Here is a 13831-nt window from a genome sequence, read left to right as displayed (position 1 = left end):
CCCGCCTCAGCCGATCAGCTTCTCGAGGGTGCCGACCACCTCGGCCGGCGCGGGCTGCGCCCGTACCTCGTCGCGCAGCTTCCCCGCGGCGGCGCGTACGGCGTCGTCGTCGAGCAGCTTCCGCACGCCCGCGCGTACGTCGTCCACGCCGAACTCCTCGGGCAGCAGGACGGCGGCCCGCGCACCGGACAGGGCGCGCGCCATGGGGTAGTCGTCGGCCTCGGGGTGGAGCAGCTGCGGCACGCCGTCGTACAGGGAGGTGAGCACGGTGCTGGCGCCGCCGTGGTGGATGACGGCGTCGCAGCTGGGCAGCAGCAGGTGCAGCGGCAGTTGCTCCACGATCCGTACACCCGCGGGCGGTTCGCCCAGCTGCTCGCGGTCGGCCGCGCCGACGGCGGCGACGATCTCCACGTCGAGTCCGGCCAGCGCCTCCAGCAGATCGCGGCCCAGCACTCCGCCGCCGTCCCGTACGCCGGTCACGACGGTGCCCATGGTCAGGCAGACGCGGGGCCGTTCGGCGGGCTGTGCCAGCCAGTCGGGCACGAGGCCGGAGCCGTTGTACGGGACGGGGCGCACGGGGATGCGGTCGCGCACCTCGGGCAGCTGGAGGCTGCCGGGGCAGGGGTCGATGTTGCCGGCGGCGAAGTCGGCGCGCGGGGTGACGCCGTGCCGGTCGAACAGCTCGCGGAACTGGGGCGGCCAGATCTCCGGCGGCACTCCGGCGCCGGGCGCGCCCAGGCCCCACAGGTGGCGCAGCAGCGGGGCGCCGACGACCTCGGAGGCCAGCGGCGCGGCCAGCGCGAGCGGGTCGGTGACGACCAGGTCGGGGCGCCACCAGCGGGAGAACTCGGCGAGGTCGTCGGCCATCGCGGCGGCGGTGCTGATGAGGACGCCGAACCGCTCCATGTTCAGCCAGGTCAGGTCCTCGGCCGAGAGCCCGGTGTCCTCGCCGGTGTCGATGTTCAGCGGGATGCGTCCGAGCCGTTCCTCGATCCGCTGCTGGGAGGCGGTGGCGTTCGGCATGAAGTGGTAGCCGTCGCCGACGGCCACGGCGGTCATGCCGGACTGCGTCACCGCGTCGACGGCGGGCGCCTGGGTGGCCACCCGCACCTCGTGCCCCGCGGTGCGCAGCGCCCAGGCGAGCGGCACCATGTGGAAGTAGTGCGTGGGGGCGAGCGGGATGAACAGGACTCTCATGACGGGCTCCTCGGTTCGTGGGTGCGCCGGTACGCGGGCGCGGTGGGGTCGGCGGGCCGGAACGGTTCTCAGGCCGGTTCCCGGACCGGCGCTCGGACCAGTTCCAGGAGGGTGCGGGCGACCCGCGCGGGCGCCGGCTGCGCGAGGATCTCCGTACGCAGCCGGGCCGCCGCCGCGCCCGTCCCCTCCTCCAGCAGCACCGTCGCCGCCGCTGCCTTGAGGGCGTCGGCGTCGGCACGGTCCGCGCGCAGCGAGACGCCCGCGCCGGTGGCCGCCATGGACTCCGACTCGAAGGTGTTGTCGGGGACTTGGGTGACGCCGATCTGCGGTACGGCGTGGTAGGCGGCGGTCATGACGTTGCCTGCGCCGCCGTGGTGGATGATCGCGGCGCAGCTGGGCAGCAGCAGGTGCAGCGGCAGGTCGTGGACGACGCGCGCGTTCGCGGGCAGGGTGCCGACGCTGCCGCCCGCGGAGCTGCGGGCGGCGATGACGATCTCCACGTCGAAGCCGGCGAGCGCCGCGATGATCCGCTGGATCAGCGTCTCGGTCGAGCCCGCCACCGACTTCTCGGTGAGGGTGCCGAGGGTGACGCACACCCGGGGCCTGGCGGGCGGCTCGCGGAGCCAGCCGGGCAGGGGGCCGGAGTCGTTGTACGGCACGTGCCGTACGGGGACGCGCCGCGCGATGCCGGGCACCTGCATGGTCTCGGGGCAGGGGTCGACGGTCGCCGCGGTGTAGTCCTCGCGCACCTCGACGCCGCACCGCTCGAACAGCCGCCGTACGACGTCCGGCCAGTCGCCGACGGGCATGCCGCGGCCCGGGTACGGCACGGTGGCGCCGGTCCACGGCCCGTACAGGTTCCGTACGAGCGGTGCGCCCGCCCGTTCCGCCACCAGCGGCCCGGTGAGCGCGGCGTGGTCGGCGACCACGAGGTCGGGGCGCCAGCCGCGGGTGAACTCGAGGAGGTCGGCGGCCATCGCCTCGGCGGCGGCGGCCTGCGGCAGGTACTTCGCCTCGTCGAGCTCCCGCAGCACTTCGGGCGGCAGCGTCGCTGCGATCTCCCGTGCCTCCTCGATGCTGGACGGCAGCCGTCCGAGGTGCCGCTGGACCACCGCGGGCAGGTCGGTGGCGTGTTCGGCGAAGTCGTAGCCGCGGCCCACCTCGACGGCCGTCATGCCGGAGCGGGCGACGACGCCGGTCAGCGACGGCTGGGCGGCGACGCGCACGTCGTGACCGGCCGCGCGGAACGCCCAGGCGAGCACCACCTGCGGGTAGTAGTGCGTGGCGCCGGAGAGCGGGACGAACAGGATGCGCATGGTGACCTCTCAGACCTCTCGAACCAGCTGCTCGAGGGTGCGGACGAGTGCGGCGGGCGCGGGCGCGGCGTGGATCTCGTCGCGCAGCCGGGCGGCGGCTTCGCGCGGCCCGTCCTCGTACAGCGCCTGCGCGACGGCCGACTTGATCTCGTCGGTGCCGGTGCGGTCGGCGTGCAGGGAGAATCCCGCGCCGGTGGCGGCCAGCTGGTCGGCGTTGAGGATCTGGTCGGTGACGGGCGGGACGACGATCTGCGGCACGCCGTAGTAGGCCGCGGTGAGGGTGGTGCCGGCGCCGCCGTGGTGGATCACCGCGTCGCAGTGCGGCAGCAGCAGGTTCAGCGGTACGGGGTCGATGAGGCGTACGCCGTCCGGCACGTCGCCGAGCAGTCTGCGGTCCGACTCCGAGACGGTGGCGAGGACTTCGACGTCGAGGCTGGCCAGCGCCTGGATGACGGCGGGCACCATGTACCCCTGGGTACCGGTCAGCTGCTTGTTCATCACGCTCCAGCTGACGCACACGCGGGGCCGCCCCGGGGTGAGTTCGCGCAGCCAGTCCGGCGCCCGGCCCGAGCCGTTGTACGGGAGGTACCGCATCGGCACCCGGTTGGGCACGCCGGGCAGCTGCATGCTGTCGGGGCACGGGTCGAGGTTGCGTACGGCGTGGTCGGGGCGCGGTTCGACGCCGTGACGCTCGTAGAGCCGCACCAGTTCGCCCGGCCAGCCCTCGACGGGCGCGCCGAGTCCGGGGAAGCCGGCCTGCCGGGAGATGTCGGGGCCCCACAGGTGGCGTACGAGCGGCGCGCCCGCCGCCGCGGCGGCCAGCGGCCCGGCCAGCACGATGGGCACGGTCACCACGAGGTCGGGCCGCCAGTCCCGGACGAACGGCACGAGGTCGGCGCTCATCGCCTCGGCCGCCCGTACGTGCGGCAGCACCCGCGTCTCGCGGAACCGCGCCAGCACGTCGGGCGGCAGCTGCCGCAGGTCGTCGGGGGTGGGCGCGCGGCCGAGCTCGCTCTGGATGGCCTGGTGGGCGTCGGCGAGGCCGGCGGAGAAGTCGTAACCGGCGCCCACGGGCGTCACGTTGAGCCCCGAGGCGGTGATCACGTCGTGCGGCGGGCGGGCGGCGACCCGTACGTCGTGCCCGGCGGCGCGGCAGGCCCAGGCCAGCGGCACGAGGAAGAAGTAGTGGGTGATGCCGGCCAGCGGCGCGAACAGAATCTTCATCGGTCTCTCTCCTCGTGCGGGCCGCTAAAGCGCGGTGCTTTCTCCGCCGGGACCCGCGGGACCGACGAGTTCCGCGGCATACCGGTCGATGACCGTGCGGTGGTAACCGGGACCGAAGCCCATCGTGGAAACGGCGGGCACCAGCCGGCGCAGTTTCTCGATCGAGACCGCCTGCCGGGACGGCGCGTCGAGCATCCGCCGTTCGGCGGGCGGGCCGCCGAGGCGGGTTTCCAGATGGTCGATGATGTCCTCGACCGGCGCCGCGAATCCGGAGGCGATGTTCACGACTTCGCCGTTGACGCCGCGGCGCAGGAGTTCGTCGATGAGGGTCACGGCGTCGGCGACGTCGATCAGGTCGCGGCACGCGCCTTTGTAGACCTCGACGGTGCCCGAGCGGAGCTGCCGTACGAGCCCCAGCAGCAGCTGCCCTGTCTGGTGCGGGCCGACCGCGTGCGTGAGCCGTACGATCAGGTGCCGCACCCCGGAGGCCCTGATGTCCGCCTCCAGGCCCAGCTTGTGGCGGCCGAACGGCTCGGTGGGCGCCAGCTCGTCGCTCTCCTCGCCGGGCCGCCCGCCGTCGCCGTACAGGCTGGCGGACGCGGTCGACAGGAAGAGCAGCGTACGGCCGCGGCGTACGCAGTCGCGGATCGTGTCGTGTACGAGCGCGGCCTCGCGCAGGTACTCGGAGTTCGGCACCGTACGCGTCCTGGACACCCCGGCGGCGAGAGCCGTCACGTCCGGGTGCGCGGATGCGATCGGCTCCAGATTGGCGGCGAAGAAACCTCGCCCGATAATCTCCATTGCCTGGAATGCCCATTCCTCGTGTGCGGGTTCCTCGTTACGGGTCCCTGTTTGTCCGAGCGTTTGCCTGAGCGTTTGTGTGAGCGAGCGTCACAGTGGCTGCTGAAGGCGGGTTAAAGAGTGGCCAAAGGCCGGTGCCCGCGGTGCCGGCCTGATTTCGCGGGCCGTTTCCGCGGGCCGTTTCCACGGATCGTTTCGCGGACCGTTTCGCGGACCGTTTCGCGGACCGCTTTAGCGCCGCACAGCCACCGGAAAACCGGGCGTGTTTACCGTTCGGAGCGCAGTTATTCGGCAGCCGAACGCGATCACCGAATGCGCCCCTGCCGGCTGCCCGGTGGAAGCGGACGAACAGGAGAGGTCCGGAGATGAGCGCGAGCGACAGTGCACGGCAGGTCGTCGAGTGCCGGGTGTGCGGAGCGGCCGACTGGCAGGAGGTCGTCTCCTTCGGTCCCGTCCCCCTGGCGAACAGCTACCTCGATCCGGCCGACTCGTACGACGACGAGCCGCGGTATCCGCTGGACGTCGTGTCCTGCCGGTCCTGCCGGCTGATGACCCTGACCCACGTGGTCGACCCGGAAGTCCTGTACCGCGACTACTCGTACGTCACCTCCGACTCCGAGACGATGGACCGCCACATGCGGCTCGTCGCGAAGCTGTGCCGCGAGCGCTTCGACGTGCCCGAGGGCAGCTTCGTGGTGGAGCTGGGCAGCAACACCGGCGAGCAGCTGATGATCTTCCGCGACGCGGGGATGCGTACGCTCGGCATCGACCCGGCCCGCAGCATCGCCGCGGTCGCCGAGGAGCAGGGCATCGAGACGCTGCCCGAGTTCTTCTCGGCGAGCACCGCCAAGTCCGTCGCGGAGAGCCACGGGCAGGCCCGGGTGATCCTCGGCCGGCACGTCTTCGCGCACATCGACCACGTGGCGGGCATCGCCGTCGGGGTGCGCAACCTGCTGGAGCCGGAGGGCGTGTTCGCCATCGAGGTGCCGTACGCGCTGGACATGCTGGAGCGGACCGAGTTCGACACGATCTACCACGAGCACCTCTCGTACTACGCCGTCGGCACCCTGGCCACCCTGTTCGAGCGGCACGGGCTGCGCGTGATCGACGTCGAGCGGATCTCCGTACACGGCGGCTCGATCCTCGTGTTCGTCGGGCACGGCGACGGCCCGTGGCAGCAGCGCCCGGCCGTCAAGGAGCTCATCGCCCTGGAGGAGCGGGCGGGGCTGCACGACGACGCCACGTACCGGGAGTTCGCCGCGAAGGTGCGGAACGTCACCGAATCGCTCACCGCACTCGTACGCGGACTGCGCGCCGACGGCAAGCGCATCGCGGGCTACGGCGCCCCGGCGAAGGGCAACACGCTGCTCACGGTCTGCGGACTCGGCCCTGACGACCTGGAGTTCTGCAGCGACACGACGGACCTGAAGCAGGGCAAGGTACTGCCGGGCAGCCACGTCCCGGTGCGCACGCCGGAGTACGCACGGGAGCACGCCCCGGACCACTACCTGCTGCTGGCGTGGAACTACACGGAGGAGATCCTCCGCAAGGAGCGCGCGTTCCTGGAGAGCGGCGGCAAGTTCATCGTGCTGCACCCCGAACCGTCCGTGGTGTCCGCCGAGTCCCTCGCCGCGGCCGAGTCGGTCGCCGCGGCCCGCCGGTCATGACGGCCCCGCCCGCGTCGAGGAGGGCGCCGGCACCACGTGAGGGCGCGCTGCGCGGCCGTACGGTCATCGTGACCGGCGCCGGTACGGGCATCGGGCGGGCGGCCGCGCACCAGTTCGCCGACGAGGGCGCCGACGTGCTGGCGGTCGGCAGGTCCGAGGGGCCGCTGAAGGAGACGGCGGACGGCCGTACGGGCATCCGGGTCCTCACCGCCGACGTCGCCGCCCAGGACGGCCCGGCCACCATCGTGGACGCCGCGCTGCAAAGCGCCGGGCGCGTCGACGTACTGGTGAACAACGCGGGCATCACCCGTCCCGCGAAGCTCGGCGGGATCGACCCCGCGCTGGCGCGCGAGCAGATCGCGACCAATCTGCTGGGGCCGCTGTTCCTCGCCCAGGTGGCGGTGGAGCACATGCGGGAGGGCGGCGTCATCGTCAACGTGACGTCCAATCCGCCGCAGCGCGGCTGGCCGGGCAACTCGGTGTACGGCGCCACCAAGGTCGGCCTGGACTTCCTCACCCACACCTGGGCCAGGGAGCTGGCGCCGTCGGGCATCCGCGTGGTCTCCGTGGCCCCCGGGCCGACCGAGACACCCGTACTCCTGCACGCCGGCTACACCCCGCAGCAGGTCGAGGCGCGGCGGAGCACCAGCGGCAAGGCCATCCCCCTCGGCCGGATGGGCACCCCCGACGAGATCGCCTGGTGGATCGTCAACGCGGCGCGGCCCGAGGCCGCGTACCTCACCGGCGCCGTGATCCGCGTGGACGGCGGCACGAGCATCTGCTGACGGCCGGACCTCCCGCGCGCGAAACGGGACGCGCGGGACAGTGGAAAGGAATGGGCACCATGAAACTGCTCGCATCACGCTCGCGGCGGAGCCTCGCGCTCGCCGTGGCGCTCACTGCGGCACTGGCCGGCACGACGGCGGCGGCCTCGTCGTCGTCCGGGGATTCCGCCCCGCGGCACGGGCGCGAATGCTTCACGCAGGACAACGTGACCGAGGCGACGATCGCCAAGGACTCGTTCTACACCGGCGGCATGTCCATGCAGCCGGGTGCCGCGCTCACCTACCGCGACGAGATCTACGACAAGAACGAGAAGGTCGTCGGCGAACTCGTCGGCATCGCGCGGGTCATCAAGAAGCGGCACCACGACGGCCACATCATCACCCAGTACCACGAGTCGGTGAAACTCGCCGACGGCACATTCCGCGCCGAGGGCTATGTCGACCGGAACGAGTTCCTGTACGGCGCGACCAACAGGCTCAAAGCGGTCGGTACGAGCGGCAAGTTCGAGGGCTGGAAGGGCTACCGGCAGTGGAAGCTGCTGCCTCCCTACCCGCCGCAGGGTCTGGACTCCCGGCTGGCCGTGAAGATCGTCCTGTGCAACAGGTGACGGAGGTGACGGACCCCGGTCCGTTCTGAGTGTCCCGGCGGGTGGCCGGGCCGCGGCGACCGCGCCGTGGCCCGGCCACTGCCACGCGCGGCCCGCGGACCGGCCCCGGGCGCTCTGCACCGCTTCCCCGCAGGTCAGGCGTGCCTGCGTTTTAGAGGGCGGCTAGGGCCTCGTTAGCTGTTCCGGAGACCCTGGCCAGGACGTCAATTCAGCGACAACTCCCCGAAACTGCCCGCACCACCGCAGTTTTGCCCACTTTGAAGAATATGAGAGGGCGGCACACGACGATGCACGGTGATATCGAGCCCAGGCCCCTGGAAACACCGGAACCCCGGCGCGCCGTCGCCATCGTCGGACTGTCCTGCCGCCTGCCGTCGGCGAACGGCCCCGAGGAGCTGTGGCGGCTTCTCGCGGAGGGCGCCAGCGGAATTTCGGCACCGGCCGTTGAACCGGCGGACGGTGAATTAGCGTACGGCGAATCGGCGGACGGTGAATTGACGGAGGGCGCCGAATCGGCGGGCCGCAGGGGCGCGCTCCCCGGCGGATTCCTGGACCGTATCGACGAGTTCGACGCCGCCTTCTTCGGCATATCGCCGCGCGAGGCCGTCGAGATGGACCCGCAGCAGCGGCTGATGCTCGAACTCGGCTGGGAGGCCCTGGAGGACGCGGCCATCCTGCCCGGCGCGCTCCGCGACACCCGTACCGGCGTGTTCGTCGGCGCCTTCGCCGACGACTACGCGACGCTGCTCGCCCGCTCCGGACGCCCGTACACGCAGCACTCCCTGACAGGCACCAGCCGCGGCATCATCGCCAACCGGATCTCGTACACGCTGGGCCTGCGCGGCCCCAGCATGACCGTCGACGCCGCCCAGGCCTCGTCGCTCGTCGCCGTCCACCTGGCGTGCGAGAGCCTGCGCAAGGGCGAGTCCACGCTCGCGCTCGCGGGCGGCGTGAACCTGATCGCGGACCCCGAAAGCACCGCCAGGACCGTCGAGTTCGGCGCGCTGTCCCCGGACGGCCGCTGCTACACCTTCGACGCGCGCGCCAACGGCTACGTACGGGGCGAGGGCGGCGGCTTCGTCGTACTCAAGCCGCTGGACCGGGCCCTGGCCGACGGCGACCCCGTGTACGCCGTGATCCGCGGCGGCGCCGTCAACAACGACGGAGCGACCGACGGCCTGACCGTCCCCCGCGCGGAGTCGCAGGCCGAGGTGGTGCGCGCGGCGTGCGCGCACGCGGGCGTGGACCCGCACGCCGTGCAGTACGTGGAGCTGCACGGCACCGGCACCCGCGTGGGCGACCCCGTGGAGGCCGCCGCGCTCGGCGCCGCCCTGGGCGACGGCCGGCCGGACGCGTCGGAACTGGTCGTGGGGTCCGCCAAGACCAACGTCGGTCATCTGGAGGGTGCGGCCGGGATCGTCGGGCTGCTCAAGACGGCGCTGGCGATCCGCCACCGGCGCATACCGGCCAGCCTGAACTTCGCGACGCCCCACCCCGACATCCCGCTGGAGGCGCTGAACCTGCGCGTCCAGACGGCGCCGGGCCCGTGGCCGTACGAGGACCGGCCGCTGCTGGCGGGCATCAGCTCGTTCGGCATGGGCGGCACGAACTGCCACCTCGTACTGGCCGAGCCGGACTCCGTACCGGCCCCCGTACGGGACCCCGGGCGCGCTGTGGACCGGCCTGCCCGCGTGGACGCACCCGGTGCGCGGCCTTGGCCGTGGCTCGTCTCCGGGCGGGACGCCGCCGCCCTGTCCGCCCAGGCTGCGCGCCTGCGCGCGCACCTGGAGGGGCACCCGGACCTGTCGCCCGTCGACGTGGGCTGGTCGCTGGCGACGACGCGCAGCACGTTCGCGGAGCGGGCGGTCGTCGTGGGCCGCGACCGGCGCTCGCTGCTGGACGGGCTCGCCGCCCTGGAGCGGGGCGACGCCGCGGCGGGGCTCGTACGGGGCCGCCGCAGCGGCACGGACGCCGCAGGCAGCGGCGGGCTGACGGCGCTGTTCACCGGGCAGGGCAGCCAGTTCGCGGGGATGGGGCGCGAGGCGTACGGGTCGTTCCCCCGGTTCGCGGCGGAGTTCGACGCCGTGTGCGACGCGCTGGACGCGCATCTGGACGGCCATGTGGGCCGCCCGCTGCGGGAAGTCGTGTTCGCGGACGAGGGCACGCCGGAGGCCGGGCTGCTGTCGCAGACCGCGTACACGCAGGCCGCGCTGTTCGCGCTGGAGACCGCGCTGTACCGCCTGTTCGAGCACTGGGGCCTGCGCCCGGACGCCCTCGCGGGCCACTCCATCGGCGAACTCACGGCCGCCCACGTCGCCGGCGTGCTGTCACTGGACGACGCCGCGAAGCTCGTCGCCGCACGCGGCCGGCTCATGCAGGCGCTGCCGGTCGCGGGTGCCTCCTCGGGCGGCGCGATGGCCTCCCTCGAGGCGTCGGAGGGCGAAGTCCTCGAGGCACTGGCCGTACGCGGCGGGCAGCTGGGCGTCGCCGCCGTCAACGGCCCGGAGTCGGTGGTCGTCTCCGGCGCCGAGGACGCCGTGCTGGAACTGCTCTCCGAGTGGCGGCGGCGCGGCCGCAAGGCCAAGCGGCTGCGGGTCAGCCACGCGTTCCACTCCCCGCTCATGGACCCCATGCTGGCGGACTTCGAACGGGTCGCCCGCGAACTGTCGTACGCGCCGCCCCGTGTCCCGGTCATCTCCAACGTGACGGGCGCGGTCGCCGCCGCGGAGGAGCTGTGCTCGCCCGCGTACTGGGTGCGGCACGTGCGCAGCACCGTCCGCTTCCAGGACGCGGTCCGCACGGCGTGGGAGCGCGGCACGACGGCGTTCCTGGAGGTGGGGCCCGGCGGCGTGCTGACGGGGATGGCGGAGGACTGCGTGGCGGCCGCGGCGGACACGGGCGCCGAGCCCGTGCTCGTACCGACGCTGCTGCCCGGACGGCCCGAGCCCGAGGCGCTGTTCACGGCCCTCGCGAGGCTGCACGTACGCGGGACGCACGTCGGCTGGGACGCCGTGTACGGGGAGCAGGCGCCGCGTACGGTGCCGCTGCCCCGCTACGCCTTCCAGCGGCAGAGCTTCTGGCCGTCGGCCGCCGAACTCGCCCCGGGCGGGCGGCCGTCCGCCGAACCGCTTCCGGCGGAGCCGGATACCTCCGAGGAGAGCTCCGCCGGTGGCGGTACGACGTGGGCCACCCGGCTCGCCGGGCGCCCGGCCGCCGAGCAGCGGGACGAGCTGCTGGAGCTGGTCCGTACGCACGTCGCCATCGTGCTGGGCCACGTGACACCGGACACGGTGGACACGGGCCTGGCCTTCAAGGACCTCGGCTTCGAGTCCGCCTCTGCGGTCGAGCTGCGCAACCGCCTCAACGAGGCGACGGGCCTGCGCCTGCCGCCGAGCCTCACGTACAACCACCCCACCCCGGCCGCGCTCGTCTCGTACCTGCTCACCGAGCTGGGCGACGAGGCGGGCTCCCCGGGAGCCGGGGAGCCCGGCCCGGCCGCCGGGGAGCGGGCGCGCGGGCCGCTCCACGCCGACGAGCCCATCGCCGTCGTCGGCATGGCCTGCCGCTACCCGGGCGGCGTCACCGCCCCCGCCGACCTGTGGCGCCTGGTCACGGACGAGGGCGACGCCATCGGCCCGTTCCCCGCGAACCGCGACTGGGACGTGGACGGGCTCTACGACCCCGACCCCGAGACGCCGGGCACCTCGTACGCGCGAGAGGGTGGATTCCTCTACGACGCCGACGAGTTCGACCCCGCGTTCTTCGGCATCAGCCCCCGCGAGGCCCTGGCCATGGACCCGCAGCAGAGGCTGCTGCTGGAGACCGCGTGGGAGGCGTTCGAACGTGCGGGCATCGCACCGGAGACGCTGCGCGGCGAACGGGCGGGCGTGTTCGTCGGCGCCACGACACAGGACTACGGCCCCCGGCTGCACGAGGCGCCGGAAGGGCTCGACGGCTACCTGCTGACGGGCAACACGGTCAGCGTCGTCTCGGGCCGCGTCGCGTACACCTTCGGGCTCGAGGGCCCGGCCGTCACCGTCGACACGGCGTGCTCGTCGTCGCTGGTCGCCCTGCACCTGGCCGCGCAGGCACTGCGCGGCGGCGAGTGCGACATGGCGCTGGCCGGCGGCGTCAACGTCATGGCGGGACCGGGCATGTTCACGGAGTTCAGCCGCCAGCGCGGGCTGGCGGCGAACGGACGGTGCAAGGCCTTCGCGGGCGCGGCGGACGGTACGGGGTGGGGCGAGGGCGTCGGGATGCTCCTCGTGGAGCGGCTGTCGGACGCGCGGCGTCGCGGGCATCCGGTGCTGGCCGTCGTACGCGGCTCCGCCGTCAACCAGGACGGCGCCTCGAACGGACTGGCGGCCCCGAACGGCCTCTCGCAGCAGCGCGTCATCCGCCAGGCCCTCACCAACGCCCGCCTGACGGCGGCGGACGTGGACGCCGTAGAGGCGCACGGCACGGGCACGTCGCTCGGTGACCCGATCGAGGCAGAAGCGCTGCTGGCGACGTACGGGCAGGAGCGGGCGGCAGACCGGCCGCTGTGGCTCGGGTCGGTCAAGTCGAACATCGGGCACGCGCAGGCGGCGGCGGGGGTCGCGGGCGTCATCAAGATGGTCGAGGCGATGCGGCACGGTCAGCTGCCCCGGACGCTGCATGTGGACGAGCCGTCTCCGCACGTGGACTGGGACGCGGGTGCGGTCTCGCTCCTGACCGAGCCGGTGGCATGGCCGGAGGCGGACCGGCCGCGGCGGGCGGCGGTGTCGTCGTTCGGGATCAGCGGCACGAACGCGCACGTGATCCTGGAGGCCGCTGCACCAACGGAGGCTGTGGAGCCGCCGGTTGAGCCGGTGGACTCCCCCGTGCCGTGGGTGCTGTCGGGGAAGTCGGAGCAGGCGCTACGGGATCAGGCCGCGCGTCTGCACGCACATGTGAGTGCCAACCCGGAACTGGGAGTGGCCGAGATCGGCCACGTGCTGGCGACGGGCCGTACACACTTCGAGCACCGGGCCGCGGTCGTCGGCCAGGACCGCGAGACGTTCCTGACGGGTATGCACGCCCTCGCGGAGGGCGGGACCGGTGCCGGTCTCGTGACCCCCGGCACACCTGTGCGTGACTCGGGCAAGACGGTGTTCGTCTTCCCCGGCCAGGGCTCGCAATGGCCGGGCATGGCACGCGAACTCCTGCACTCCTCACCGGTATTCGCCCAGCACCTGCACGCCTGCGCCGACGCCCTCGCCCCGCACACCGACTGGTCACTGATCGACGTACTGACCCGTCCGGAGGAGCACGCGGAGACCCTGGAACGGGTCGAAGTCATCCAGCCCGTCCTGTTCGCGGTGATGGTCTCCCTCGCCCGCCTCTGGCAACACCACGGCATCCAGCCGGATGCGGTGATCGGCCACTCCCAAGGCGAGATCGCCGCAGCCCACATCGCCGGAGCCCTCACGCTGGACGATGCCGCCAAGACAGTCGCCCTGCGCTCCCGCGCGCTGGTCGCCCTGGCCGGTACGGGAACCATGGCCTCCATCCCGCTGCCCGCAACGGACGTCGACCTCACAGACTGGGGCGAGCGGATCACCATCGCCGCACACAACGGACCGAACTCCACCGTCATCGCCGGAGAGACGGCGGCCGTGGAGGAGTACGTCACCGCCTGCCGCACCGAGGGCATACGGGCCCGCACCATCCCCGTCGACTACGCCTCCCACTCCCCCCACGTCGAACCCATCCGCGAACACATCCTCACCGAACTCGCGGACCTCACCCCCACCACCAGCACGGTGCCCTTCTACTCCACCGTCACCGGAGCCCTTCACCAGACGGACCGGTTGAACGCCGACTACTGGTACACCAACCTCCGCAGCACCGTCCGCTTCCACGACACCCTCACCGCACTGAATGCCGACGGGCACCAGGTCTACATCGAAACCAGCCCACACCCCGTCCTCACCACCGCCATCCAAGACACCCTCGAAGAACTGGACACCCAGGCCACCATCACCGGCACCCTCCGCCGCGACCACCACAGCCCCACCCAATTCCTCACCGCACTCACCACCACCTGGACCCAGAACAGCAACACCACCCCCACCTGCACCCTGTCTCTTCCACAACTCCGATACAGCACCCCAAAGCCTCAACTAAGATAGGGGTCCGGCTCGTGGGCTCGGGGATGTGTATAAGGGACAGGGGGGTGGTGGTGGCGTTCTGCTCGGCGAACGTGTCCAGTT

General features: G+C 72.7%; 8 protein-coding genes. 4 read left to right on the top strand and 4 right to left on the bottom strand.

Features of this window, described 5'->3' with window-relative positions; genetic code table 11:
* Nucleotides 1-6 precede the first annotated feature (6 nt).
* From DVA86_RS31635 to DVA86_RS31620, 4 genes are all read right to left on the bottom strand, one after another.
* On the bottom strand, nucleotides 7-1197 hold the full coding sequence (locus DVA86_RS31635; protein WP_208883446.1) for a nucleotide disphospho-sugar-binding domain-containing protein: 1191 nt from the start codon (nucleotides 1195-1197) through the stop codon (nucleotides 7-9).
* A gap of 68 nt (nucleotides 1198-1265) precedes the next feature.
* Nucleotides 1266-2513: a nucleotide disphospho-sugar-binding domain-containing protein gene (locus DVA86_RS31630; protein WP_208883445.1), complete on the bottom strand. Its 1248-nt coding sequence runs from the start codon at nucleotides 2511-2513 to the stop codon at nucleotides 1266-1268.
* Nucleotides 2514-2522: 9 nt separating this feature from the next.
* The gene (locus DVA86_RS31625; protein ID WP_208883444.1) at nucleotides 2523-3737 is read right to left on the bottom strand and encodes a nucleotide disphospho-sugar-binding domain-containing protein; all 1215 of its coding nucleotides are present in this window, start codon (nucleotides 3735-3737) and stop codon (nucleotides 2523-2525) included.
* A gap of 24 nt (nucleotides 3738-3761) precedes the next feature.
* A complete protein-coding gene (locus DVA86_RS31620; protein WP_208883443.1) occupies nucleotides 3762-4538 on the bottom strand; it encodes an NAD-dependent epimerase/dehydratase family protein in 777 nt (258 codons plus the stop codon).
* A gap of 365 nt (nucleotides 4539-4903) precedes the next feature.
* Between DVA86_RS31620 and DVA86_RS31615 the strand changes: the two genes are divergently transcribed.
* The 4 genes from DVA86_RS31615 to DVA86_RS31600 all read left to right on the top strand — a co-directional run bounded on the left by DVA86_RS31615 (nucleotide 4904) and on the right by DVA86_RS31600 (nucleotide 13750).
* Nucleotides 4904-6205: a class I SAM-dependent methyltransferase gene (locus tag DVA86_RS31615; RefSeq protein WP_208883442.1), complete on the top strand. Its 1302-nt coding sequence runs from the start codon at nucleotides 4904-4906 to the stop codon at nucleotides 6203-6205.
* Nucleotides 6202-6990 carry an SDR family NAD(P)-dependent oxidoreductase gene (locus DVA86_RS31610; RefSeq protein ID WP_208883441.1) on the top strand — a complete coding sequence of 263 codons (789 nt, stop codon included), beginning with the start codon at nucleotides 6202-6204 and terminating at the stop codon, nucleotides 6988-6990. The genes DVA86_RS31615 and DVA86_RS31610 overlap by 4 nt, the downstream gene beginning before the upstream one ends.
* Before the next feature lie 59 nt (nucleotides 6991-7049).
* On the top strand, nucleotides 7050-7598 hold the full coding sequence (locus tag DVA86_RS31605; protein WP_208883440.1) for an allene oxide cyclase barrel-like domain-containing protein: 549 nt from the start codon (nucleotides 7050-7052) through the stop codon (nucleotides 7596-7598).
* Between the two features lie 266 nt (nucleotides 7599-7864).
* Nucleotides 7865-13750 (top strand): type I polyketide synthase, encoded by a 5886-nt coding sequence (locus DVA86_RS31600; RefSeq protein WP_245997411.1) that lies wholly within the window; start codon nucleotides 7865-7867, stop codon nucleotides 13748-13750.
* The last annotated feature ends 81 nt before the right edge of the window (nucleotides 13751-13831 follow it).

Origin of the sequence: Streptomyces armeniacus, assembly GCF_003355155.1 — a bacterium.
Lineage (GTDB): Bacteria > Actinomycetota > Actinomycetes > Streptomycetales > Streptomycetaceae > Streptomyces > Streptomyces armeniacus.
Note: the sequence above shows the minus strand (reverse complement) of the source record. Positions and strands in the feature narration are given on the sequence as shown.

Coding starts and splice junctions, on each gene's coding strand:
- DVA86_RS31635 (WP_208883446.1), bottom strand. CDS start 1,197: ATGAGAGTCCTGTTCATCCCGCTCGCCCCCACGCACTACTTCCACATG.
- DVA86_RS31630 (WP_208883445.1), bottom strand. CDS start 2,513: ATGCGCATCCTGTTCGTCCCGCTCTCCGGCGCCACGCACTACTACCCG.
- DVA86_RS31625 (WP_208883444.1), bottom strand. CDS start 3,737: ATGAAGATTCTGTTCGCGCCGCTGGCCGGCATCACCCACTACTTCTTC.
- DVA86_RS31620 (WP_208883443.1), bottom strand. CDS start 4,538: ATGGAGATTATCGGGCGAGGTTTCTTCGCCGCCAATCTGGAGCCGATC.
- DVA86_RS31615 (WP_208883442.1), top strand. CDS start 4,904: ATGAGCGCGAGCGACAGTGCACGGCAGGTCGTCGAGTGCCGGGTGTGC.
- DVA86_RS31610 (WP_208883441.1), top strand. CDS start 6,202: ATGACGGCCCCGCCCGCGTCGAGGAGGGCGCCGGCACCACGTGAGGGC.
- DVA86_RS31605 (WP_208883440.1), top strand. CDS start 7,050: ATGAAACTGCTCGCATCACGCTCGCGGCGGAGCCTCGCGCTCGCCGTG.
- DVA86_RS31600 (WP_245997411.1), top strand. CDS start 7,865: ATGAGAGGGCGGCACACGACGATGCACGGTGATATCGAGCCCAGGCCC.